20 protein-coding genes are annotated in these 23,957 nt (G+C 52.8%); 11 read left to right on the top strand and 9 right to left on the bottom strand.

Annotation, left to right across the window (positions count from 1 at the left end; all coding sequences use genetic code 11):
* From icmH to AB9F26_RS00185, 4 genes are read left to right on the top strand one after another with little or no spacing between them, the layout of a single operon-like run.
* Positions 1–1,431, top strand: coding sequence for a type IVB secretion system protein IcmH/DotU (gene icmH, locus AB9F26_RS00170; protein WP_369767027.1), 1,431 nt, complete (start codon positions 1–3; stop codon positions 1,429–1,431).
* Positions 1,428–5,003 (top strand): type VI secretion system membrane subunit TssM, encoded by a 3,576-nt coding sequence (tssM, locus tag AB9F26_RS00175; protein WP_369767028.1) that lies wholly within the window; start codon positions 1,428–1,430, stop codon positions 5,001–5,003. The genes icmH and tssM overlap by 4 nt, the downstream gene beginning before the upstream one ends.
* A 2-nt stretch (positions 5,004–5,005) precedes the next feature.
* On the top strand, positions 5,006–5,623 hold the full coding sequence (gene tagF, locus AB9F26_RS00180; protein WP_369767029.1) for a type VI secretion system-associated protein TagF: 618 nt from the start codon (positions 5,006–5,008) through the stop codon (positions 5,621–5,623).
* A complete protein-coding gene (locus AB9F26_RS00185; protein WP_335585340.1) occupies positions 5,620–6,333 on the top strand; it encodes a protein phosphatase 2C domain-containing protein in 714 nt (237 codons plus the stop codon). The genes tagF and AB9F26_RS00185 overlap by 4 nt, the downstream gene beginning before the upstream one ends.
* Positions 6,334–6,371: 38 nt before the next feature.
* Here AB9F26_RS00185 and AB9F26_RS00190 read toward each other — a convergent pair whose 3' ends face one another.
* Positions 6,372–8,555: a protein kinase gene (locus AB9F26_RS00190; protein ID WP_369767030.1), complete on the bottom strand. Its 2,184-nt coding sequence runs from the start codon at positions 8,553–8,555 to the stop codon at positions 6,372–6,374.
* Between the two features lie 54 nt (positions 8,556–8,609).
* Positions 8,610–9,203: an OmpA family protein gene (locus AB9F26_RS00195; RefSeq protein WP_335585342.1), complete on the bottom strand. Its 594-nt coding sequence runs from the start codon at positions 9,201–9,203 to the stop codon at positions 8,610–8,612.
* A gap of 230 nt (positions 9,204–9,433) precedes the next feature.
* On the opposite strand from AB9F26_RS00195, the gene AB9F26_RS00200 reads away from it, so the two are divergent.
* On the top strand, positions 9,434–10,219 hold the full coding sequence (locus AB9F26_RS00200; RefSeq protein WP_335585343.1) for a M15 family metallopeptidase: 786 nt from the start codon (positions 9,434–9,436) through the stop codon (positions 10,217–10,219).
* Positions 10,220–10,285: 66 nt separating this feature from the next.
* Positions 10,286–11,374: a class I SAM-dependent methyltransferase gene (locus tag AB9F26_RS00205; RefSeq protein WP_369767031.1), complete on the top strand. Its 1,089-nt coding sequence runs from the start codon at positions 10,286–10,288 to the stop codon at positions 11,372–11,374.
* Positions 11,375–11,387: 13 nt separating this feature from the next.
* On the opposite strand, the gene AB9F26_RS00210 is transcribed toward AB9F26_RS00205, so the two are convergent.
* From AB9F26_RS00210 to AB9F26_RS00225, 4 genes are read right to left on the bottom strand one after another with little or no spacing between them, the layout of a single operon-like run.
* On the bottom strand, positions 11,388–12,227 hold the full coding sequence (locus tag AB9F26_RS00210; RefSeq protein WP_335585345.1) for a hypothetical protein: 840 nt from the start codon (positions 12,225–12,227) through the stop codon (positions 11,388–11,390).
* Between the two features lie 34 nt (positions 12,228–12,261).
* Complete coding sequence (locus AB9F26_RS00215; RefSeq protein WP_335585346.1) at positions 12,262–12,693, bottom strand: hypothetical protein; 432 nt, start codon at positions 12,691–12,693, stop codon at positions 12,262–12,264.
* Positions 12,694–12,703: 10 nt separating this feature from the next.
* On the bottom strand, positions 12,704–13,411 hold the full coding sequence (locus AB9F26_RS00220; RefSeq protein ID WP_335585347.1) for a hypothetical protein: 708 nt from the start codon (positions 13,409–13,411) through the stop codon (positions 12,704–12,706).
* On the bottom strand, positions 13,381–14,952 hold the full coding sequence (locus AB9F26_RS00225; RefSeq protein WP_369767032.1) for a caspase domain-containing protein: 1,572 nt from the start codon (positions 14,950–14,952) through the stop codon (positions 13,381–13,383). Before AB9F26_RS00225 ends, AB9F26_RS00220 begins: the two co-directional genes overlap by 31 nt.
* Before the next feature lie 222 nt (positions 14,953–15,174).
* On the opposite strand from AB9F26_RS00225, the gene AB9F26_RS00230 reads away from it, so the two are divergent.
* The 4 genes from AB9F26_RS00230 to AB9F26_RS00245 all read left to right on the top strand — a co-directional run bounded on the left by AB9F26_RS00230 (position 15,175) and on the right by AB9F26_RS00245 (position 19,570).
* A complete protein-coding gene (locus tag AB9F26_RS00230; RefSeq protein ID WP_335585349.1) occupies positions 15,175–16,221 on the top strand; it encodes a putative sugar O-methyltransferase in 1,047 nt (348 codons plus the stop codon).
* Positions 16,222–16,339: 118 nt separating this feature from the next.
* A complete protein-coding gene (pseB, locus tag AB9F26_RS00235; RefSeq protein ID WP_335585350.1) occupies positions 16,340–17,338 on the top strand; it encodes a UDP-N-acetylglucosamine 4,6-dehydratase (inverting) in 999 nt (332 codons plus the stop codon).
* Positions 17,338–18,486: a UDP-4-amino-4,6-dideoxy-N-acetyl-beta-L-altrosamine transaminase gene (pseC, locus tag AB9F26_RS00240; protein ID WP_369767033.1), complete on the top strand. Its 1,149-nt coding sequence runs from the start codon at positions 17,338–17,340 to the stop codon at positions 18,484–18,486. The genes pseB and pseC overlap by 1 nt, the downstream gene beginning before the upstream one ends.
* Positions 18,476–19,570 carry a hypothetical protein gene (locus AB9F26_RS00245; RefSeq protein ID WP_335585352.1) on the top strand — a complete coding sequence of 365 codons (1,095 nt, stop codon included), beginning with the start codon at positions 18,476–18,478 and terminating at the stop codon, positions 19,568–19,570. Before pseC ends, AB9F26_RS00245 begins: the two co-directional genes overlap by 11 nt.
* Here AB9F26_RS00245 and pseI read toward each other — a convergent pair.
* From pseI to pseF, 3 genes are read right to left on the bottom strand one after another with little or no spacing between them, the layout of a single operon-like run.
* Positions 19,567–20,616, bottom strand: coding sequence for a pseudaminic acid synthase (pseI, locus tag AB9F26_RS00250; protein ID WP_335585353.1), 1,050 nt, complete (start codon positions 20,614–20,616; stop codon positions 19,567–19,569). The genes AB9F26_RS00245 and pseI overlap by 4 nt on opposite strands.
* Positions 20,606–22,171 (bottom strand): UDP-2,4-diacetamido-2,4,6-trideoxy-beta-L-altropyranose hydrolase, encoded by a 1,566-nt coding sequence (gene pseG, locus AB9F26_RS00255; protein WP_335585354.1) that lies wholly within the window; start codon positions 22,169–22,171, stop codon positions 20,606–20,608. The genes pseI and pseG overlap by 11 nt, the downstream gene beginning before the upstream one ends.
* On the bottom strand, positions 22,149–22,865 hold the full coding sequence (gene pseF, locus AB9F26_RS00260) for a pseudaminic acid cytidylyltransferase (RefSeq protein ID WP_335585355.1): 717 nt from the start codon (positions 22,863–22,865) through the stop codon (positions 22,149–22,151). Before pseF ends, pseG begins: the two co-directional genes overlap by 23 nt.
* Before the next feature lie 153 nt (positions 22,866–23,018).
* On the opposite strand from pseF, the gene AB9F26_RS00265 reads away from it, so the two are divergent.
* Positions 23,019–23,936, top strand: a complete 918-nt coding sequence (locus AB9F26_RS00265) for a lysophospholipid acyltransferase family protein (protein WP_335585356.1) — start codon at positions 23,019–23,021, stop codon at positions 23,934–23,936.
* The last annotated feature ends 21 nt before the right edge of the window (positions 23,937–23,957 follow it).

A 23,957-nucleotide genomic window follows, 5' to 3' on the forward strand; every position in this document is an offset into this window, starting at 1 on the left:
ATGTCAGATGACGACCCATTTGCGGAACCAAACGACAACGAACGCACAGTGATCCGCCCCAATCCGGGAGGGCGGAGGCCTGCGTCAGCGCCTTTTGGCACAACGCCTGCCCCCGCTCCGGCGGCTCCTAGTCCTGCGGATTATAATGACCCCGCGGGGTTTAACGCGCCCGCTCCCGCGCCAGCGGCGCCCGCCCCAAGCGCGCCGTCACCTCAGCAAGATCAATCCGCAGTCGAGGATTTTACGGGCCTAAATCCGATCCATGCAGCAGCTTCTACATTGTTTTCCCTCGTAAGCCGTATTCGCAACCGCGCCCAGCATGCCGATCCAGAAACTATGCGCCGTTCGGTGATTGCGGAAGTGCGGGCTTTTGAGAACCGCGCCATGCAAGCCAAGATCGATCCGCAAACGATCAAAGTTGCGCGCTACGCCATTTGTGCCACATTGGACGATGTTGTCCTCAACACGCCGTGGGGTGGCGCTTCCACGTGGGGCCAGCAATCTTTGGTCGCGACTTTCCATCGTGAAACTGTCGGCGGCGACCGTTTTTATGATCTTCTTGCACGTCTTGAAAAAGACCCCGCGCAAAATATCGACCTGTTGGAATTCCTATATGTGTGTCTATCGCTGGGGTTCGAGGGCCGTTTGAGGGTCGAGGCCGGCGGTGTTGATAAACATATGAACATCCGCACGGGGCTGGCGCGGATTATTCGCACGCAAAAGGGTGACATCGAGCATGATCTGTCGCCTCATTGGATGGGGTTGAATAAACCGTTGCGCCAGTTGTCAGCGTGGAAGCCTTTCTGGATATCGGTGGGCGCGCTGGCCGCCGTCATGACGATTGTGTTTCTAGTGCTTTCAAACCTGTTGTCGAACTCTACGGACAAAATATTGGCGCAGTTCACGGTGATTGATCCCACGGGTATTGCCGAATTGGAACGGCGCGCGCCGCCTGTTGTGGTTGAACCTTCTGTAGAAGTTATCGCGCAGAAAGACCGTGTGTCGGAGATTTTGAAGGCTGAAATCGACGAGGGATTGGTTTCTGTTTTTCAGGACGCCAACACTATTACAGTGCGGATCAAGGGCAAGGACATGTTCAAATCCGCATCGGATTCGCTCACTCCTGCCTTCTTGGTGCCGCTCTCTCGGGTCGCCAACGCGCTCAATGACACCAGAGGACAAGTCATTATCGCCGGACATTCTGACAGTTCCCCCATTCGGTCGGCGCGGTTTAAAAACAACATGGCTTTGTCGTTGGCCCGTGCGGAGATGGTTCGCAAAAGCATTTCACCCGAATTGGATGAGGCCAGCCGTTTGGTCGCCGAAGGGCGCTCTGATACGGATCCGATTGCGAGCAATGATACGTCGGAAGGCCGCGCTGAAAATCGGCGCATCGAAATTATACTGCTGCGCGAGGAACTGACGGAATGAAGAAAGTGCTTAAAGCCTTAGGATCGGGGATTGGCATTACCGTCATCCTCTCGCTCATTTTGTCGGTTTGCCTTTGGTTCCTCGGGGGCTTTCTAGGGTTTGGCGATTGGCATCCATTTGACAGTGTTATGGGGCGCCTTATTGGGTTGGCCCTTCTCTGGATTGTTGCGCTTCTGATTATTCTCACGATTTTGTTGGTCCACAGCAAACGTGACACTGACCTTGCCGATGACTTCGCAAGCATGGCCGATGAGACGGGTGCGCCAGATGAGGCCGTGACCGAAGAACTTGGTGAAATGGGCGCCAAGCTGAAGGCCGCGATGCTCGGTCTGCGCAAATCCAAACACGGGCGCAAACACTTGTACCAGCTGCCTTGGTACGTGATTATTGGCCCACCCGGTGCGGGGAAAACCACCGCGATTGTCAATTCTGGTCTGCAGTTTCCTCTCGCGGATGAAATTGGAAAAACCGCTGTTGGCGGTGTTGGTGGCACGCGAAATTGCGACTGGTGGTTTACGGACAATGCCGTTTTGGTCGATACGGCGGGACGCTATACCACCCAAGAAAGCGATGCCGAAGCCGATAACGCCGCGTGGCTTGGATTTCTGGGGCTACTTAAAAAACATCGCAAAAGACAGCCGATTAACGGGGCCATTATTGCCATCAGCCTGTCTGATCTTTCGATGCAAGATGAGCTAACCCAAAAAGGCCACGCGGTCGCATTGCGCCGTAGGTTACAAGAGTTGCGCGAAAAACTTGGGGTGCATTTCCCTGTTTACGTGCTGTTTACCAAAGCCGATTTGATCGCGGGTTTCTCCGAGTTTTACGAACCTTTGGGCAAAGTGGAGCGCGAGCAGGTCTGGGGCTTCACGCTGCCGTTGATCACCAAAAAGGCCAAAGTGTCGCCGATTGCCGCGTTTGACGAAGAATTCTCGCTGTTGTTACAACGCTTGAATGCGCAATCTTTGGAACGGATGCAAAACGAGACCGACATTCAGCGCCGTAGTATGATCGCAAGTTTCCCTGCACAGGTGGCCTCGGTTCAGGGTGTCGCGCGGACGTTTTTAGCGGAGCTCTTTCAAGAGAATAAATTCGAAGATCGCCAAATGCTTCGGGGAATTTACTTCACGTCGGGCACCCAAGAAGGCACGCCGATTGACCGTTTGATGATGGGCATGGCCCGCACCTTTGGCATTGGCCGTCAAGCGATTGGCTCGGGGCGCGGAACGGGGCGATCCTATTTTCTGACGCGCCTTTTTGATCAGGTGATCTTTCAAGAAGCGGGTCTTGTTTCGGCGGACGACAAAGTGGAGCGTCGGTATCGATGGACCAAACGCGCCGCTTTTGCCGCCGCTATTTCCGCCGCTATCTTTATGGGTGTCGTTTGGGCACAGAGTTTTCAGGGCAATACCGCCGTTGCAAAGGCCACCCAAACAGACCTCGATGCCTATCGGTCGGCCATTGCTCAAATTCCGCCAAACCCCGTCGGTGACACCGATCTGGCCTCCATTATCCCCGCGCTCAACATTCTGCGCGATCTTCCTGACAATCCACAAATGGACGCTGATCTATCGTCCGAAGGCAGGGGATGGGGCCTGTTTCAAGGCAAAATCATGAACAACCAAGAGCGCCAAAGCTATCGGGCGTCGTTGAACCAATTTTTGCTGCCACGGCTTTTCTTGCGACTTGAAAACCAACTGCAAACAAACATCAACAATCCCGATTTGCTCTATGACGCTTTGAAAGTTTACCTCATTTTGGGGCAGGTTGGTCCGCTCAATCGCGATTTAATCATCAACTGGATGCAATCCGATTGGGAACAGGCGTTTCCAGATACTCGTGGCGAACCCATGCGAGAAGACTTGCTTGGGCATTTGGACGTTCTGTTATCTGCGCCCCTTGACCCCATCGCGCTGAATAATGATTTGGTCGAGGCGGTGCAACGTGTGTTGACGCAAATGCCACAATCGCAGCGGGTGTATAACGGGATTATCAATTCCGCCGCAGCGACAGAGCTTCCTGCTTGGCGGCTCACGGATATCGGTGGCCCTGCTATTACGCGCGCCTTTAGTCGCTCATCGGGCAAGCAACTTAACGACGGGATTCCCGGCATTTACACCTACGCCGGCTTCAACGAAGTTTTTCTGGAGGAAGCTCTAGGGATCGCAACCCGCATTCAGCGCGAAAGCTGGGTCCTCGGAGAAAGCGCGCAACAGGAACAAAGCCAAGCCGCGCTTATGGCAATGAGTCGAGATGTTTTGGACCTCTACTATGGTGATTTCGTCTTGCAATACGACACGTTGCTCGGCGATCTCGATATCATTCCCATGAGTGACTTGGCGAATGCTGTCGAAGTTACCAACGTGTTGTCTGGGCCAACGTCACCCATTGGCAATGTTTTGGAAGCGGTATCTTACGAAACAAACCTAACCGCCGAGAGCGATGAAGGGAATGGTACAGCGGCGGTTGCAGATGGGGCGCAAACCATCGGAACGCGTCTGGCGCGGCGCGGGCTTTCCACGAATGGGCGGATTTTCCTTGAGGCCATGACCTCAGCGCAAACTGAAACAGGCGGTAAACCACAACCTCCGGGCCAGTTTGTCGAGGATCACTTTGCGTGGCTGCACCAATTGACAAACAAACCCGAAGGGCAAGGGTCACAGCTGGACGAATTGATCGATATCCTCAAGGATGTGTATCAGGACCTTAGCAATCTTAATTTCGCGGGTGGCATCGGTAACCCACAAGATTCAAGTGTTGCACTCCAGCGCTTTCAGGCAGCCGTCGGTCGGGTTTCAAACGGACCTATGAAGCGGTGGTCTTCGCAAATTGTTGTTGGTTCGTCAGGAATTGCAACGGAGGGAACGCGCGCTGGGATAAACGCCCAGTGGCAGCAAACGGTTCTGCCAATCTGCGAACGCGTCGCTAACAACACGTATCCGTTTACACACCGCGCCCGTGCCGAAGCAGCCATTCCAGACTTTTCGGCTTTGTTCCGGCCCGACGGGGAGATGGACAAGTTCTTCAAGGATAACCTCGCAAAATTTGTGGATGTTCAGACAAGCCCTTGGAGCTTTAAACAGGTCAACAATACCGACTTGGGGATCTCTCAGGCCGTGTTGCAGCAATTTGAAAACGCGGCCCAAATTCGTGATGCCTTCTTTGCGGGATCGCCTGTAATCAACGTTGGCTTTCAAATGACGCCCGAAGCACTCGATCCAAAAGCGCGCGGAATTCTATTGGAGATTGATGGTCAGCCCGTGACTTTTCAGCATAAAGATAAAATCCCTCGACCGGCGGCTGTACGTTGGCCCGGACCCGTTGGTGGTGCACGCATATCGTTCACTCCGGAGAAAAGAAATTCGGAAAGTGCGATCACACAAACGGGTCCGTGGGCGTGGTTTCGCATGTTAGACTCTGCGGAGGTTCGCAACACGAATGTTCCCGATAGAAAGCGGGTCATTTTTAATATTGGCGGGCGCATCGCTATCTTTCAGATGCAGACCAGCACGGCCCTCAATCCCTTTGCTTTACCGGCGCTGACCAAATTCAGCTGCCCGAAATCTTTTTGATCGTGGCTGGGTTTGGTGCCTTTGGGAAAATTCCCAGTTTGGGAGATTTCTTCCGAATTAATGTTTCGTCGGACTTTGTGCGACCGTGGGACCAGTGGCTTCAGATGGGCCTGAGTAATGTGCGCAATTCACTCGGGGAGGAGTGGCAGGCCTGCTATATGTCCGCGCCGATTTGGCGGTTTACGTTAAGCGCTGGGCTTGCGGGGCAAAATGCGGCGATGGGCGTTCTAATGCCGTCAGTGGATCGGGTTGGGCGGGCGTTTCCTCTTACGTTGGTCACGCCAATCGCCTTGCTAACTGAGGTTTCTGACGCACATTTGTCCGCAACGGCGACCTTTGAGGAATTGGAACTTGTCGCCCTAGATGCGCTCGAAGACAGCATGACCACCGAGGCGTTAAGCACGTGTTTGAGTGCCATTCCGCTCGTTGGGGAAGGTCCTCAGGCTTCGCCGAAATCCCGCAGCATATCGCCTACCAGCGTTTGGAGCGCGCGTCTTGACGAGGACACGCGGACTATCCGGTGTTCTGGGTTGCCGGATGAGCGTGAAATGGAAGGGCTTTTTAATTTAGAGGCCGCAATTTGGAACACAAATGACCAACGGATAGGGGCACAGACATGAGGGCGATACGCCATAACGCAGTGACCCATGTTGGGAAAGTTCGCAAAATCAACGAAGACAGTATCCTTGCATTAGGGGACCAAAATATCTGGGTCGTGGCCGATGGTATGGGAGGGTATTCGGGAGGCGATTTTGCGTCGCAAACGATTGTCGATGCCGTTGCGATGCTGCCGCTTGACCTTGAGCCTGCCAATCGAATGGTAGCGTTGCGTAAGGCTATTTTTGATGCGCATCAAATCATATTGGACGAGATTGAATCGCGCGGCGGCGGTACCATCGGTGCGGCCGTGGTTGCGCTGATGATTTCGGGGCAGCACCTTGTTTGTTTTTGGGCGGGGGACTGTCGCCTTTATCGGTTGCGCGACGGTAAAATTGAGCTGTTAACCTCGGACCATTCGCTGGTAGCCGAACTGGTCCACGCGGGGCAGTTGACGTGGGACGAAGCCGAGCACCACCCACAATCAAACGCGATTACGCGAGCTGTAGGGGTCGGCGATGACCTTGAGCTTGATAAAATACGTGGAACCTTGGAGCCTGGTGACCGGTTTTTACTGTGTTCAGATGGCTTGAATAAATACGCAGGGTTTGAAAAACTGCAGCAAGCGATCACGGGAGCGCCGATTGAAACCGTTTCCGAGAAGCTTCTGAATATAGCCTTGGAGGGCGGTGGCGCGGACAACATTTCCATCATCGTTGTGGATGTCGCTTAGCGAGCGGCCTACGCGTTTTGCGCGCAGGCCGATCTGATTTATGGCCGTTCTGCCGTGGTGAGTATCCGGCTGTCAAGCGAGCGAATTGTGCCTGAACGTGCCTTGAGAGCCGCCGCATAACCGCCAGCTGATTCCGTCGTTGGGCGTATGCCATCGAATATTTGCGTGTCAGAGTAGATCGCGATAATTTGGGTTTTCCCCAGCGACGTGGCATCGACATTAAACGCCAATTTACTGCCATCTGCCGCGTCATCAAGACTGTAAGCAACCCGAATGTCGATTGGTCCGCTGCGCCCATCGCGCAAGGAGGCGATGCTGTTATCTTTGATCAATACGTTGGGCAAAAGGTGAAAAACACTACCCGAAACATCCAAGGCAGATACGAATAAATACCCATCCGTGAGGTCGGCGGGCAAGGTGATGTCGATGATGGGATTGTCCCCAACAAAGAATGTGCCCGTTGGGTTTGGTGTGTTGTCTGGCCCCAATCCAAAGGTGACGCCAACGCCGCCCGTCGGGACCATAGGCAGGGCGCCACTTATCGAACAAAGAGTGGGATTTAGCACCTCGAAGTCTAGATCGAGGGATCGCTCGCCAATAATCGCGGCCAAAGTTTCCGCCAAATTTCCCTTCGTGGTCTCGTTCGCAACACGGCCCGTGACAGTGATCACGTCGGCATTGGAATAGCCAATAGCGGGCGGGTTGATGACTTGTAACTCGCCGCAATCGGCATAGCCGTTGAGTGCTGGCAGGAGCGCGGCAACCGGTAGGATTCGGGGGCCCAGTTCAATATTCGCGGTACCGGTTAAACCGGCGGGAATACCGTTTCCGGCGAATAAATCATTTAGGCGTTGCTGTTCAGACGCGTCATTGGTGAGGCCCGTGATGCGCACTTGATTGGCATTCAGGAGGACGCGCCATTCGGGCAGGCCACTAACATTATTGACCAACTGCAGGACATCTTTCCCCCAAGTTTCGGCAATCTCTCCACTGGCCAAAGTCAACTCTGCTGAGCCGCCCAACTTGGTCATTAATTGGGTCAGTTCCAGCTGTATGTCTTCGGAAGGAACGTTGCCAACCGCCTGTGCAGTTCCGTTTTCCGAACGACTGGCCACGAAGGTAAAGGGATCGGCAACAGGGTAACTCGTCGTGACAAGTCCGCCGAACAACCCAGAAAAATATCCGCCGGCGCCGCCTGCCAAAACCAGCAGGACCGCTAGAGTAGGGATAAGGAGGCTGCGCGATTTTTTAGGAGGCTGTGGATCTTGGCGCGCACTCTTGTTCTCAGTTGTTTTAGGGGAGGCGGAGGGTGTGGTTTTGGGCTTGGCTTTGGAAAGTGGGACGATGACTGTGCGGTCCATGTCCTCCAATTCCGCCGGAATTTCCGAGGTGCTATCCTGTGGGTTCTGAAGTCGATCAAGGACTGCTTGTGCCGATTGCAAACGAAACTCGCGGTCGGGATGCGTCATGGCATCAAGGAGCGATTTTAAGGGTTCCGGAACGCCAGATGTATCAAGGACCTCTGACTTTCGCTTGATGACCTCCATCGGGTTGTTGCCAATATCGGGCGCTTTACCTCGGTAGGTCGCCAGCAAAAGCGCGCCGAGGGAATAGATGTCCGCACGGGCATCCGTTTGACCGCTAAGTTGTTCGGGTGCGGCATAGGCATACTTCCCAGCGAATTCATTGCCAACAATCGTCTCGGCACCAGGGTTGGTATCCTTTGCAATGCCAAAATCAATGATCACCGCATCATGCGGATTACCGTCGCGCAGAATTATATTATCTGGTGAAAGGTCACGATGAACGATGTTTTTCTTGTGGGCCGCGACCAACCCTTCGGTGACGCGTTTGCACAAAATGAGCAGCTCGTCGGCGGGCATCCCACCGTCCTTGATTTTTCTATCAAGTCCCGGCCCTTCGACATAATCCATCACCAAATAGATCAGCCCGCTGTCGGTCTGTTGGTTGTCATAATACCGTACAATTGCATCATGACGGATTTCGCGCATGTCCTCCTCGCGAGTCATCAGCGCGCGAAAATCCTCATCCAACGAGTACTCTGGTCGCAGCGCTTTGAGCGCCATGACGCGACCAGAAATCACACTGGTGGCGAGGTACACTTCGGATGTACCACCGCGACCAAGGACTTTTTCAATTCTGTAAGTATTGTTCAGCACATCGCCGATCTGAAAAATACCGCGATTGCTATTTGAATTCACAGAATATCCTTGCGCGATTCTTTAGGGAGTTTGGAGGAACGGCTTGCACCGAATTTAGCCAAGAGCCTGAAACTCGACCCTACGGTTTTTATCGGCATTGGGGTCTGCGGGATCAAACAGATTGCGTTCGCCAACGCCAAGCGCTTCCATACGATCCTCAGGGAACCCGCAGTCAGTGACAAGGAAACGTTTAACTTCTTCGGCCCGCAATTTTGAAAGGCGTTCGTTATACTCCGCAGAACCGGAGGCATCCGTGTGCCCAAGAATACGAATTTGTTGAACATCGGCCGCTTTAAGAGCTGAACACAATTCAACCAGCTTTGGGAGTTGATCGCTACGCAAGGCCGCTGAGTCAAAATCAAAGGAAACGTTCAGATTTACTTGTTCGTCTTTGGGGACAATATCCGTGTTCAGTTCCGCTGTTGGAGCGACGGTGGCCGCAACAGTCTCTTGTGCCGCAGCATCGGTTTCGGTCGCATTTTCGTTGGCGGGAACCGCAACAACAAGGCCACGGGTTTTTTGGGCACTAAACCGTTCCGTCATTTCCTCAGCGGTCATATCGTTGTTGGATTGTGAAAATACAGGGGAGCCGAAAGTCGTGAGCGCCACCATAGCTGATGTGAAAAGGATTAAACCGTGTTTTGTCATGCCTAAAGACTCCATTGAAATGGAACATAAATGTTCTTCTTGATTACCGTAACATGGCTAGATTTTAAAATCACTTTCATAATTCTTGAAAACGGCCAGTATCACGCTGTATGTCGCGTGACTGTTGACACGCGGCAAGGCTTACCGCAAACATAAAACGAATAATTTAATCAGGAATATTTCCACTGAAGCGCCTCATCCCCATTGTTGTCCTGACGATTGTTTTGCTTTTGGCTGCCCTAGCTTGGCTGGTCATTCAAACAAGTGGCGGACAGGACGATTATTCCAATGAACCCGGAATTGACAGCGGCGCGCGGATTGAGATTGAAGGGTTGCGACAGCAGATCGAAGCGCTTCGTGGCCAGATCGAAGCTCTGCAAAATCAAGTTCAGCAATTGGGGTCGGCTCCGCAGGCTATGCCTCAGATGAACGACCAACCTTTTGTCAAAGAGGGACCAAATACCATTTTGGATGCTTATGCACAGGTGGTTTTGATTGCGAACCGACGCGAAGTAAACAAGGGAATTGTGGTGGGTGGGCCGTCTTTTTTGGAATCTTTCTTGGGGCGACCGAGGGAAGTTCTGAGCGACGATTGCGAACCGATGACCAATCCAAAACTTAAGGATTTATTGGTTTTGGCGGATGTGGGTCCGATAAAAGTGAATATGCTTCAGCCTGCGGTCGATAGTTTGAACCGCGTGTTTGAAAAAGTTCGCGCGACCGACCCCGACCTTTATGAGCGTATAAATACTGCTGGCGCGCTTTGTGTGCGGCAAATTCGGGGCACCGTTGGGCGCACGTCTACCCATTCCTTTGGCCTGGCCGTTGATCTAAATATCGACGGACACCTTGATACGCTGGGCGATGGAAAGACCCAATTGGGCCTAACCATTTTGGCGGATTTTTTTAACGAAGAAGGCTGGGTCTGGGGCGCGGGTTTCACCCGGGAAGATTCGATGCATTTTGAAATCAGTCGGCAGATGCTGGAGCAATGGCGTTTGGAAGGTAAGATTTGACGCGATTATCCTTCCATTCATGTTGCGTGTCGCCGAGAGAGACTGCCTAAAATCTAGGGGCGAAAATTGAAACAAGTCGGTGAACTACAGTCCGAGTTGAAGGACATTTTGGGAGAGCTTCGTGAATCGGTCGAAGTTGTCGGTGCCGAGTTGATCAAATCGGAGCAAGCCGATACGGCGCGCGTCACGTTGGCGATGAGTCGAATCTCAATGGTTGCCCGAAAGTTTTTGTTTTTTGTCCCCGAAATAGCGAATGCGCGCACTGCTGAAGTCGAATTGAACGGTTCGCTCTCTGCTCTTGAGACGCAGAAATGGGCCGAACTGACCAGTGAAGCCACCCATTCTCGCACATGGATGACCCAATGGTCCGCAATTGAAACCCTCATCCGCAATCAAATTCCGCCACAAAGGCGCAAATTGTTTAAACCTTCCGTTGCCACGGATGATATTTCGATTTCCCAGAATATGGTCAATGACCAATTGTTGGATTCCCTTTACAAAACTTTGAACAATACCAAGCAGAATGAAACGGCCTGCGAGCATGGGTGTTTTGCCGACATCGCCTTCCCACAGAGTGTGTTTATTGAGCATGTCCATGCCGCGCGACGTATCCTGTTGGCGCGACGTCCAAGGCATCCGGTTCGGTTTCTGGATGTGGGATGCGGCGGTGGGTTGAAAGTTTTGAGCGCTTCGGCATTTTTTGATCGCGCAGATGGGCTCGAATTTGATCCAGGTTACGTTGCCGCCGCTGAGACTCTCTTTAAGAATACCCGAGCGGATCGCTGTAACGTCATCGAAGCAGATGGGTTGAATTATGCGCATTATGATAACTATGACGTTGTGTATTTTTACCGACCCATGCGCCATATCGAAATGCTAAGACAGCTAGAGGATCAGATCATAAAAACCGTGCGACCGGGCACTTTGATCATCGCACCATACACTATTTTCGAACATCGATTTAAGGAGCTTGGATGTGCGCGGGTCGAGCGTCAAATTTATATCACCCAAGTGAGCCAATCAGATGCAGACAAATTGCGCCGCGACGCCGAATTTACCGGCAGTTTTGCGCAATTTCCCCCGCCCATTGCCTCCACTATTTGGGACCCGATCCTCAAGGCGTCGAGAGCGATGGGATTTAAGGCCGGTGTCTAATCCAAAATGAAGGTTAAGTTGGGTCAATACAAATTTGGCCTGCGATTTCACTAAAGGCGGATACTTTTGCGGGTGTGTCGTCCTGCACACCGATAATTGCCATGCGGACGTCCGAGCGACCTTGCGTGAGATCATGCATGGCATGGAGATCGTGACAGTAGAATGTGTTGCACAGAGGTGCACGCGAGGTGCGTTCAAGGGTGCAGCCTTGATCCGATTGAAACACGCAAGCCGCCCGAACGGATGCTTGGGGAAGGGCGTCCGTATAGTGGGCAATAACGTCCTCCTGAAGTAATTCCTGATTCTGACTGAGATACCCAAGAATTGTTTTTACGGTGAGGAACGCATGGTTTTCACCGCCACCTCTCGCACAACAGAACCCTTGGCAGGTACTACAGGCAGCATCGATTATTGAATGCTCGGCACTGGAATTTGGTGAAATTTCGGCGTTCTCAAGGGCACTTGAACCAAGGGCGAACGCCTCTTCGACGATTTTTTCCAAATGCTGCCGGAAGGCTTCGCGGTGCGCGGGAGGGAGGGGCTCAACTGGGTTGTTTTGGAAGGGGACGACCGCAATCAGAAGGTCGTCCGTATCGCAATTTAGGTGGAACGCGGCTGTTGCAATGGCGGATGCCTTCCCTTCTTTTGCAGAGTTTTGTCGTTCAATATAGTCTTGTTCTCTTTGGTCTTTTTGCGCCTGAACACCACGGGAAATATGCGCAAGGAAGCAAGGCTCAGCGCCACAATGCCCTGGCTGCAGGAGTTGATGCGTGGAAATGGCTGCAGTGCAATAGGGGCAAACGGGGGATGTGAGCGCTTTTTTGAAATCTCCAAACTCTTCGTCTTGTTGCATCACATTGTCCCGTGTTTTCGGTTCTTAAAAGGTCTTAAGCCGCAAGTTTCGCCAATTCAGCCGAGAGGGCCTTGGCATCAGAAATGGTTTTTTGCAAAGCCGCAAGCTTGGATTGGTCCGTCGCTCCAGAAGGTTTCGCATTCAGCACCGCATTCACACGTGCGCTGGTTTGCGGGTCCATTCCCGACAGCGCATTTTTTTGCTGGAGGATTGTGAACTTCAGTTTCGCAAGCTCACTTTCAGACGCCTTGATTTGCGCCTGTAAGTTGGCTTGCTCGGCCCGCAAATCCGAATTGCGGCTTTGGGAGGCGACAACGGCTTGCTCACGCTCATCAATCCGCGCGTCATAGCCGCCAGACGAAATTCCTTGAACACCATTAAAAAAACCGCCGTCCGCAGGATCGCTGCTTGAAACACAGGCGGACAGAAGGAAACTACAGCCGAGAATTGGTAGAAATTTATGCATCTATTTGCCCCTACAACTGGTTTTCTAGATCATTGGCGATGGCTTTCATCGACGTAATTTGTTGCGCCAAGGCGGCGAGGTCGGGGTCGATTAAGGATGTGTTATTGTTGGCCAACACAAGGCCACGAACCTGACCTAACTCGGCTTGACGTCGGTCCGCCCCTTCAATAGCCAACTGCATATTGAGCAAGTTCGCATTGGCATCGGCGAGTTCGGCGTACAAAGCTTCCGGCGATGCGCCACTATTTACCCGCGCGCGCACGGATTTAAGCTCCGCTTCCTGAACGGCCAGAACTTCCCGCATGACATTTATTGTTTGTTGAATTTCGGCGGAATTCGCGTCGATATCAGACTTCACAGCGTCGAGGCGTTGCTCATTGTTGCTGTACTGTTTCTGAAGAAACGCGACGTAGGTTCCCGCCGATCCGCCGATGACCATGCCAAAGCCAATGGCAGGGCCGATTGAAATCGCACCCCTTCTGTTCGAGCTCAAAGCCCCTGCGAGGAGAGCCCCTGCGACCGCACCTTCTAGGATGGTTTTTTGCATCGCGGTGGCTTGCCGTTGAAGTTGCTTTTCCGCGGAACTTGCTGAGACGGTTGTCGTTGGCGCAATGGCCATCTTTTTAGGACTGGTTTGCGTCGGGCCGCAGGCGACAAGGGCAAGCGAAGCCACGGTTGTAAGGAGTGTTAGCCCTCTGAAATAACGTCTACGAGCCATGCGTAACTTCCTTTTTGTGATTCATTCGCGTCAGAAATATGTTTCAAAAATAAATTTGCGTCGTTGAATAGTCGTTGGTTATTTAGCCCCATATCGCGGGAGCGCTCTTCGCCGCCAATGAGGGCGACCGTCGCCCCTTTGGGCATAAAGAGTACGGCCCGATTGAGGATTTCGTCGTAATATGTGCGACTTTGATCAAGCCTTTGTAAAATCGTATCACGAGAGTCCTCAATGGCTTGCATATCTTTTTTGGCAATTTCCAAAATGGGGAGGGCATCGGGGTTGGTCAGGGCAATTTCTGTGATTTGCACAAGCGCAGTTTGGGCGATGACACGGGTGCGATCAACGCTGCGCAGGGCAACGATATCGGTGCGCATGCGTTGCAGGGTTGTGGCGGCAAGAAACATTGAGCCTTGGCCTGCGTCGGTGAATAACTGTTCAAGGCTCGCGTCATTGGGGAGGGCCAATTGCGTACGATAGGCATTCATTGCGACTTCGATGTCGGCATTTAGATTGCGGGTTGTGCCCGCTTGCGCGGTGTCACTGGACGCGTAGAACCCCAATGCGGCCAGCGCGGCACTCACTTGTTCAATATCGGCAGAGGCGAGAAGGTCTTGGCTGTTGCCAGAAATTGTCTGGCTTTTTTGCAACATCGCCACGCGGTCGCGGGCAAAATCCGCAAACAGGCCATCGGGGAACTGCTCCAAATATGCGCTGAATTCGGCAGGATTTGTGCTGCTGGAGATTCTGCGCCATTCGGCGAATTCGAGCGTATTTGGGTCCTTCGGGGTCGCATCAATACTTGCTGGAACGAAATAATGCTCGCCCAGTACGGCTTCCTCCACCCACGGCACCTGTTGGCCCTGCGTCTCAAGAACCACTTGTTGGCGCACCCGACCCAACATTAATCGCGCCTCAAGTCCGGGGGTCGCCAAGTTTTTCAGAAGAGCAGAGGTAAACACACTGTTTGCGCCCGTGCCATCAAAGGCAACATTTCCGGGATCAGTGGCATAGGCGATGAGCAAACCCGCGCCCCCTTTGGTGCGCACCAATCCTTTTTCCACCTGCCCTGCATCGGCGAACGGGTTGTTGCGGCATGCGTCCAAAATGAGCATCCCAATGTCTGGCGCTGCGGCCTCAAAGACGTCGCGCACTTGGGTCAATGTCATCGATGCGCGGCGTAGGTCTTCTTCATTGATTGTGTCGATATCCGTGCCGATTAGGTAGTTTTGGCCTCCAATCTGAACGCCATGCCCTGCATAGAAAAACAACGCGATCTCTGCGGAAGCCGCCTCGGCTTGAAAGGCAGACAACGACACTTGCATGCCCTGCGAGCTTTGGTCGATAACTTCAGTCACGGAAAAGCCCAAACTTCTGAGGGACTCGGCCAGCGCGATAACGTCATTCTTGGGGTTTGGAAGCGCAAGATCTGGGCGGCTATAGTCTGAATTGCCGATCAAAAGGGCCACGCGACCATCCGCGAGGGCAACCGTAGGTGTGATTGCCAGTATTGAGATAAGGAGTGCAATAATAATGCGCATTTACGGTCTTTCAAAATTCAAATTGGCGATTTTCAACCCCATGTTAGCCACACCATAGGTGTAAGTATATGTTCTCATATCCGTAAATAGTATGGATTGCGATGGGTGCGACTTGAATTGCCAAGACAAGAGAGCGGTTGCAAACAGTCCTCTAGCCTGCATAAATGCCTAAAATTCTCTGGGTTTACTGGGGAGGTTCCAATTGATTAAAGGACCACGATGATGGCGAAAACTTCAGTTCTTGACGATATGTTGACCGATATGGAGTCCGCCCCGCAAGAGTTTAAACCGACGAACTTTTGGAACAGTGGCCTCAAGAAAATTGTAGACGATATTCAGGAATTTGGGATTTCCAGTTTCCGTACCCATCCCTCTGCGCGCTTCTTTTACGTTCCGGTCTATGCGTCCAATACCTATGGTCGCTGGCGCCACATTCTGGACCCGATTTTGGCCAAGCTGCCACCGCGAAAACGCAAGCGCTGGGCCACGAGACTCACGCATTCTGATCGCGCCCGCGCGGATTATCGCTTGTACCGCGCCAGTGAGCGATCGGGCGGTTTGGATCTGGATAAGGTGAGTGAAAGCACCGATGTTGACGGTGAACGTTTTGAATTTGATGGGCGGGCCTATAGTTATCCCATGCTCAATTACATGCGCGCTCTCAACCTTTTGAAGCGCGAAGTCGACACCTCGGATTTTGCAAGCTGTTTGGAAATTGGCGGCGGATTTGGCACGCTTGGCGAGATATTCCTCAAGGCCCAATCCAATGGAATTTATGTCAATGTCGACATCCCGCCCGTTGCGGCCGTTTCGACGTGGTACCTACAACAGGTTTTTGGGGCGGATCGTGTGTTGGATTATTCCCAGAGCCGCTTGATGGATGAAATTGATCTTGAGGACCTGAAAGGTAAGTATAGCGCCGTGGTCCTGTGTCCGTGGCAATTGCCAAAGCTCAAAGGACAGTTTGACCTCTTTGCGAATTTCATGTCGTTTCAGGAAATGGAACCTGACGTGGTGGCCAATTACATATCGATCATTAAGCCACTGATCGCGCGAAACGTATTGGTCCGCAATCATGCGATCGGCAAAAAAGTCGCCGAAAAGAGTGGGGATATCGGGGTTCTTGAGCAGGTCACAACTGGCTTCATCGTCGAGAAATTTGATGGTTTTGACGTCTTGGCCCGCGATAGTTTTGTTCATGGCGCCCTATCTGAGGATGGGAAATACCAGTCCGAAGTCATCGTTTTAGAACGCAGTCCTAAATCCTAAATCGCGCGCCTTGATTACGTGAAACGCTTGTTGTGGACATCGACTTGCGCGAGGTTTAAAAACTTCTAACGCTCACCTAAGTAAAACGAGCAATCAACAACCTCATAAGGGACAAAATATGCTGACCGGCTCTACAATTCTCCTGACTGGCGGAACTGGCTCTTTTGGATCGCATTTCGTTCCTATGACGCTTGAAAAATACAATCCTAAGCGAATTATCATTTATTCGCGTGACGAGATGAAACAATGGGAAATGGCCAAAATCTATGGCGATGACCCACGTGTGCGGTTTTTCATTGGCGATGTCCGCGACCGTGACCGCTTGATGCGCGCGCTGGATGATGTGGACTTCGTGGTCCATGCGGCGGCCACAAAAATTGTGCCAATCGCGGAATATAACCCATTTGAATGTGTCAAAACCAACATCAATGGCGCGATGAATGTGATCGACGCCTGTATCGACAAAGGCGTGAAGCGCTGTGTTGCCTTGAGCACGGATAAGGCCTCGAGCCCCGTGAACCTTTATGGCGCGACGAAATTGGCGTCCGACAAGCTGTTTGTTGCGGGGAATTCCTATTCTGGCGCTGATAAATGCCGCTTTTCTGTGGTGCGTTACGGTAATGTTATGGGCTCGCGCGGGTCGGTTATTCCGTTTTTCGATAGCCTCAAAGAAAAAGGGTCGCTGCCGATCACCGATCCACGGATGACTCGCTTCATGATTTCCCTTGAAGAGGGCGTTGATCTGGTTTGGCACGCGTTTGAGGATATGGTTGGCGGCGAAACTTACGTGCGCAAAATTCCGTCCATGAACATCCTCGATATTGCATCGGCGGTTGTTCCCGGAGCAAAACAAGAGACCATCGGTATCCGCCCCGGCGAGAAATTGCACGAGCAGATGATCGGTGTCGAAGATGCGCCCCACACCTATGAATATGACAAATATTTCAAAATCATTCCTGCGATTCACAATTGGTCAAAAGACCCATATCGGATTAAAGATGGCAAGAAAGTTGCTGAAGATTTTGAGTATACTTCGGACGGAAATTCTGAATGGATGGGCGTTGCGGAGCTTCAGGAATGGATTGCCGCGAACAGTGGTAAAATCGGTAAATTCTAATGATCCCATATGGCCGCCAAGAGATTTCGGATGAGGATATTGAAGCGGTCGTAAGGGTTTTGCGATCAGATTACCTCACGCAAGGCCCCACCGTTCCAGCCTTTGAAGCAGCGGTTGCCAGTTCCTGCAACGCGGCTTTTGGCGTCGCGGTGAATTCGGCGACGTCAGCGTTGCATATTGCCTGTATGGCGTTGGACCTTGGGCGCGGCGATTGGTTGTGGACCGTTCCGAACACCTTTGTCGCCTCGGCAAATGTGGGGCTATATTGCGGTGCAGATGTTTCGTTTGTGGATACGGATCCGCAAACCTACATGATGTGTCCCGACGCCCTTGCCGACAAACTGGCTGCGGCGGAACGTGCTGGAACTTTGCCTAAGATCTTGATTCCTGTGCATTTTGCGGGGCAAAGCCCAGCGATGGACCGGATTGGGGCGCTTGCCAAACAATATGGTGTGCGCATTATCGAAGACGCATCCCACGCCATTGGCGCCGCGTACAAAGGCCAACCCGTGGGCGATTGCACGCATAGTGATATCACCGTGTTTTCCTTTCACCCCGTAAAAATTGTGACCACCGCAGAGGGCGGGCTGGCGACCACCCAAGACCCAGAACTTGCACGGCGTATGGAGCTTTATCGCTCGCATGGTGTAACGCGCGATCCGGCTTCATTGACCGGTGAAGAGCTTGATGGCCCGTGGGCGTATGAGCAGGTTGCCTTGGGATACAACTATCGCATGACCGAGTTGCAGGCCGCGTTGGGTTGTTCGCAAATGACTCGCCTTGCGGAATTTGTGGAACGTCGTAATCAACTGGCAACGCGCTATGACAGGCTTCTGGCGGACCTCCCGCTGACCTGCCCAGCCCAATCGTCTGATGCTTATTCTGCGTTCCATCTCTACCCTATTCAGGTGGACAATCGGGCGGAGGTTTTTGCGGCGTTGCGGGCGGCGGGGATTGGTGTAAATGTGCATTATATTCCGGTCCATACGCAACCGTATTGGCGCAACCGTGGGTTCAACTGGGGCGACTATCCCAACGCAGAGGCCTACTATAAGCGCGCGATCAGCATCCCGTTGTATTTCGGTCTAAGCGATCAAGATCAGGACCAAGTCGTCTCGAGCCTCTCGGCGGCATTGAATGTCTCATAAACCCGTCCTGTTGGCGTATCTCAACGGAATGCCGGATGTAGAGAGCACTTATCCGGTTCTCGCGCGCCTGCATAAGCGCGGCAACGTTGATGTGCGCGCTTTCGTTTACTCGAAACTGTTGCGCAAAGAAAAGCGTCTTACACAAGCCTTCAACAGCGAAGGTTTCATGCCCGAACCGGCGTCCAAATGGCGGATGAAACTCTTTTATAAAAGCGACATCAACAAAGCCGATGCGGTTCTTACGATTGCCGATCCAAACTGGGATTCGACCACTCGCAAACAACGCGGCACGCATATTCGCACCAACGGACAACAGAGCATTTTCCTACAACACGGCGCCTATCAATTGGGTGTGAACGGGCCTCTTACGGATGGGCCTATGGCGTATTATTCGCAGCGCCTTTTGTTTTGGGAACCCCTTGGAAAAAACAGAAGCCTGTTTGAGCCTGCAAGTGCGGAGCGCGTTCAGGTTGTTGGATTTACGAAGAAAAACATCTTGCCTTCAAATGCATGGGGTCCTGAAGTCAACGACTGGGTCGCTCGATATCCCAAACGGTTGTTGGTGTGCCAATCCTTCCGTTGGGGCAAAGGGCGCTATTCTGGTGACCATATTTCGCATTTTTACAACCTGATGGATTCCATTCTCACGAACCATCCGGATATGGGGATCATCATTCGGTCACACCGTGGAAAAGTGCGTAAAAACCACCGTAGTCATGACAAAGCCCTCGCGCAGAAGCATCCGAATGTACTGTTCTCACACTACTATTCAGGCCCCTTGGCTAAGGCGTCCATTCACGACGCGATTGACCTGTGCGACGCGATGATTTCGCCGACTTCAACGACTGTGCTGGATTGTATCTATTCCGGGAAACCTGCTGCCGTTTTTGCCGAAGACGTGGAAATTTTTTCCGAGTTGCAACAGATTTCGGACGCGGAAACGCTGGAGAATTTCGTGAACTCCCTGTCGGAGCCCGATCCCGTTTATGATTTAATTCGGGCGCGGTTTGGCGCGTTTGATGCCAATTTGGACCGCGCCGCCGAAGCGATCGAAAGCCACATGTTTGATGTGCAGGCTGGTTAAGAAAACATATCCCAAGCCAAAGGTTCACCCCGTTTAAGAGTGCGATTTGCCGTTTTGCCAAGGGCGCTGGGCAGGTGTTTGGGCGCGAGGCCCAAACCAGGGCGGATTGATCTTAGGTTTTCATCCGTCAAAACTGCGCCTTCCGCAACGTCTTCAACAATATAAAGCGATCGCCGGAAGGTCGCGTTTGTACCGCCAACGCCTGCACGATCAAAACGTGGTTCGCCCAATGCTGCGTGCGCCATGCGGCAGTCGGCGACCAATTGCGTAAACTCGTCTGGCTCAAGCGAGAAGTCCGCATCTGGTCCGCCGTCGGCGCGCGCGAGGGTCATGTGCTTTTCGATGACGGTCGCTCCCCGTGCAATCGAGGCCACAGCGACCGCTGATCCCAACGTGTGGTCGGAAAGGCCAACCGTCACGCCAAAGGCTTTTGCCAAGGCTTCAATGGTGCCGAGGCGCATTTCCTCTGGTTTGGCAGGGTAGGCCGAGATGCAATGCAGGAGGCAAATTTCGGTGGCCCCACCCTCACGGGCGGCGCCTAATGCGTCTTCAATTTCGGCGTAATTGGCCACGCCAGTGGACATGATCATTGGTTTTCCTTGGGTAGCGACCTTGCGAATGAGCGGTGTATCCACGAGCTCGAAGGACGCAATTTTGTAGGCGGGAACATTAAATCCAGCGAGGAAATCAACGGCGGTGGGATCAAAAGGCGAAGAAAAACAGTGTAAATTATAGGACTTCGCGCGGGCGAAAAGGGCTTCATGCCAGTCCCAAGGGGTGCTGGCCTCCTGATACAATTCATGCAGGCTGCGACCATCCCAAAGCCCACCTGAAATGCGAAACTCGGGGCGATCAACGTCAATGGTAATCGTGTCGGCCGTGTAGGTTTGCAGCTTTACGGCGTCCGCGCCGGTTGTCGCTGCAGCATCCACCAACGCCAATGCGCGATCAAGGTCGCCGTTATGATTGCCTGACAATTCGGCAATGATATAAGGAGAATGCTCCGTTCCAATGGACCGTCCTGCGATTGAAAATTTAGGGTGCATCGCTGTTTTCTCCTTTGACTGGCTGCCAGATACCCGCGGCCAATTTCACATCGCATCGGTCAAGTCGGAACGCAAGGACTTGAGGATCATCGACGCCTATTTGACGAAATCCGAACCGCTTGTGCAAGGCAATTGAACGTGTGTTTTCAACGCGGACTTTTGCTTCAAGCGCGGTAACATCCCGCCGGTCAAACAGGACCTTCAGGAAGGTCGCCAACATACGTAGTCCGGCACCGCGTGGCGCATTTTCCGCGCCCACATAAAACCCCCACGACCAGGTTTTTCCGGCCACGATTTGCGCATTCACGTGTCCTAAATCGCGCGAGCCTTCGCTATAGATCATCCACAGACCTTCGTTTCCGCGCAAGGTTTTCCGCATCCAGCTTTCGTGATTGCTCCAAACAAGTTCATCCGTGTCGAGGCTGGCAGCACGAATATGCGATTGGTTTCGCCAGTCGTATAACGTTTGGGTATCGCCCAATTCCATTGGCCTCAGCTTTGCTTCAAGTACGTCCATCACGCGTCCAGCCCCCAAGCCGTCACACAATCCAGCGGCTGCTTTCGACATATTTCGGCACTTGGAAATTGTCCGGATGAGGGCGTGGTGTAATATGTTGGGATTGCGGGCTTGCTCCAAGGAAAGCGCAGTCACGGCCCCCGCGCGATCAAGGGCGTCGAGCACGGCTTTCTGGTTGTCCGCGGTACAAATGGCCATAGCGGGAAGGCCGAGACAGCAACGCTCCCAGCTCGTCATGCCTCCCGCTCCGATACATAAATCGGCCCGCGCCATGCGCTCGGCCATGTTGTCGGCATCCAAAGCGAGCGTCGCCTTTGGACGTGTCGCCAAAAGAGTTTCGACCTCGATTACGGTTTGGCTTGAAGATCCCATAACGACTTCGACTTCGATATCAGGAAATGCGGCGAGCGCTCGCAGTGCGAGGGGGGCCAATCCAGAGCCGTCGACCATACCCGGCGCAATAAGGATGCGTGTGACGGTATCATTTCGGCCGGCGAGGGCCGTGGGGCGCAATGCAGCGAATTCGGGTCTAAGAAGGGCAAAACTGGCACCTGTAAGTGTGGCATCGGCGGGATTGAGGCGCGCCGTTTCTGACATTCGAGTTTGATCAAGAACACGCTCGGACCCCAACGCGCGGTCATCCAAATCGTCGATCGCCATGAATTGCGCTGTATAAGTCGCGCTTCGAACTTCGTGGGTCCAGCGTGCATCCAGCCCATAGTGATCCCAAATGATCCAGTCGGGGCCGAGTTTCTGGGCGGCCTCAGCCGTCGCCCTTGCGTCCTCTTGCCATGAAGTCGCCAGCCAATTGCTGTGGGCAGGGCCCGCCGGGTCATGGGGGGGAGGTGAACTTGGACTGATATCGTGGACCTTGAAGCCAGAATCCCGAACCCGTTGTGACATGGTATTGAGCCTTGCAGCCATAACAAATTCAACGTGGTGCCCGCGCTCCGTCGCCTCGTTCGCCAATGTTAGGCACCGCATGACATGACCGCCACCAATGATCGTATCGCCGTCAGTCCGGATGAGAAGACGCATTTTTCTCCATTTCCAAAAGGGCAAACTGATGCTCGGCGCGACGCCAATCTGTAGGCGTGTCTATGTCGATACACCGTTCCGGCGGCAAAATCACCGAAGCTGCTCCGTCCCAAACGCGCGCGTTTTTATCGAGCCAAGTTTCTGCTCGGGCCCAATAGAACTGCCCCGCGTCAAAGTACGCGGGTTCCAAATCTTGGGAACGCATGGGCATTTTTTCGGGGTGCCTTGCTGCGACTCGCTCTGTTGCATCGATCATTGTATATGCGCGGTCAATCGGCGTGGCATACTCGCCAAGAGACAAAACCCAGTCAACATCCTCGGTCAATTGGTCTTTTCCTCGGGCAAGGTCGTCTCCCGAAAGAAAGAGTGCCGTCGGGTATATGCAGCATACAAGGGTTTTTGGCGGGAGGTTCAGTTTTTCCACCGCGTCACGGATCACATCCGTCGTTCCCGTGAAATCGTCAGCCAATGTGGAGTCCCGCAAAAAGGGAACTTCGGCCCCATGAGTTTGAGAGACTCGGGCGATTTCGGCATCGTCCGTCGTAACAATAACTCGGTCAAAACATGCACTCTGTTGGGCAGCCTGAATTGGCCATCCGATTGCTGGTTTCCCATGGAAATCAAGAATGTTTTTCCGCGGAATGCGCTTTGATCCACCCCGCGCAGGAAGAATTGCTATGGCTTTTTCGTGCACTGCGAACTTCCTTTGGCTTTGATCTCAAGTCGTTGACAGCAATAGATCATATCCTGTTTCACGGAACAAGGTACAGAACGCGGGCGCTCAATTGCCTTGGAACGTCGGATGTTTCAGGTATATAGCGTTGAAAGAAAAAGAAGTGATCGCCCCATGTCGCAAGAGAACCTACACGAAACCACGGCTGATCCAAAGCCAGATGGCCCGTTTCGGGATCGTCTGTTGTTCTGGTTTATTCGGATCATTTTGGCGGTGTTGCACCTCGTGCCCTATCCGTTGAGAATTCGAGTTGGTGGCTGGTTTTTTAAACATATTGTCGCCCCTGTCGCTGGATACCGGCGCCGAATCCGCGTAAATCTTGATCTTGTGCTCCCTAATATTGATCCCGTCGAAAAAGAGCGTTTAACTCGTGCTGTGCCAGAAAATTTTGGGCGCACGATGACCGAGTTGTTTTCTCCGAGCGAGTTTTTGGAAATTGCGCGGAAAACAACACTCAATGGACCAGGACTTGAAGCTCTTGAAAAGGCGCGCGCATCAAAGCAATCCGCGATTCTTGTTTCGGGGCATTTTGGGAATTACGATGTTGTTCGCGCGAAAATGATTGACCAGGGTTTTGATGTTGGGGGTCTCTATCGTCCCATGAAAAACGTGTTCTTTAATGATTACTATGTGTCGACCATTTCCAAAATCGGGCAGCCGCTCTTTCAGCGTGGGCGCCGCGGAATGGCGCAGATGGTTAAGTTCTTGCGCTCTGGGGGAACTCTGGCGATCTTGATTGACCAGCATATGGGACAAGGTGCACCGCTCACTTTTTTCGGGCAACCTGCGCAAACCGCGCTTTCTGCTGCGCAGTTGGCCCTAAAATACAACGCTGTTTTAATACCCTGTTACGCGATCCGCCAAGAAGACGGGTTGAATTTTCGAATTGAACTTGAAGAACCTGTCCCGATTGGAAGTGCCGAAGAGATGACACAGGCTCTAAATGATAGTCTTGAGAAAAGGGTTCGGGAAAACATGGATCAATGGTTGTGGATTCATCGCCGATGGAAAGCCGCAGGTTCGCTGGAGTAGGGCATTCAGCTGTTTGCTGTT

Origin of the sequence: Falsihalocynthiibacter sp. BN13B15, assembly GCF_041205415.1 — a bacterium.
GTDB classification, from domain to species: Bacteria; Pseudomonadota; Alphaproteobacteria; order Rhodobacterales; family Rhodobacteraceae; genus Falsihalocynthiibacter; species Falsihalocynthiibacter arcticus.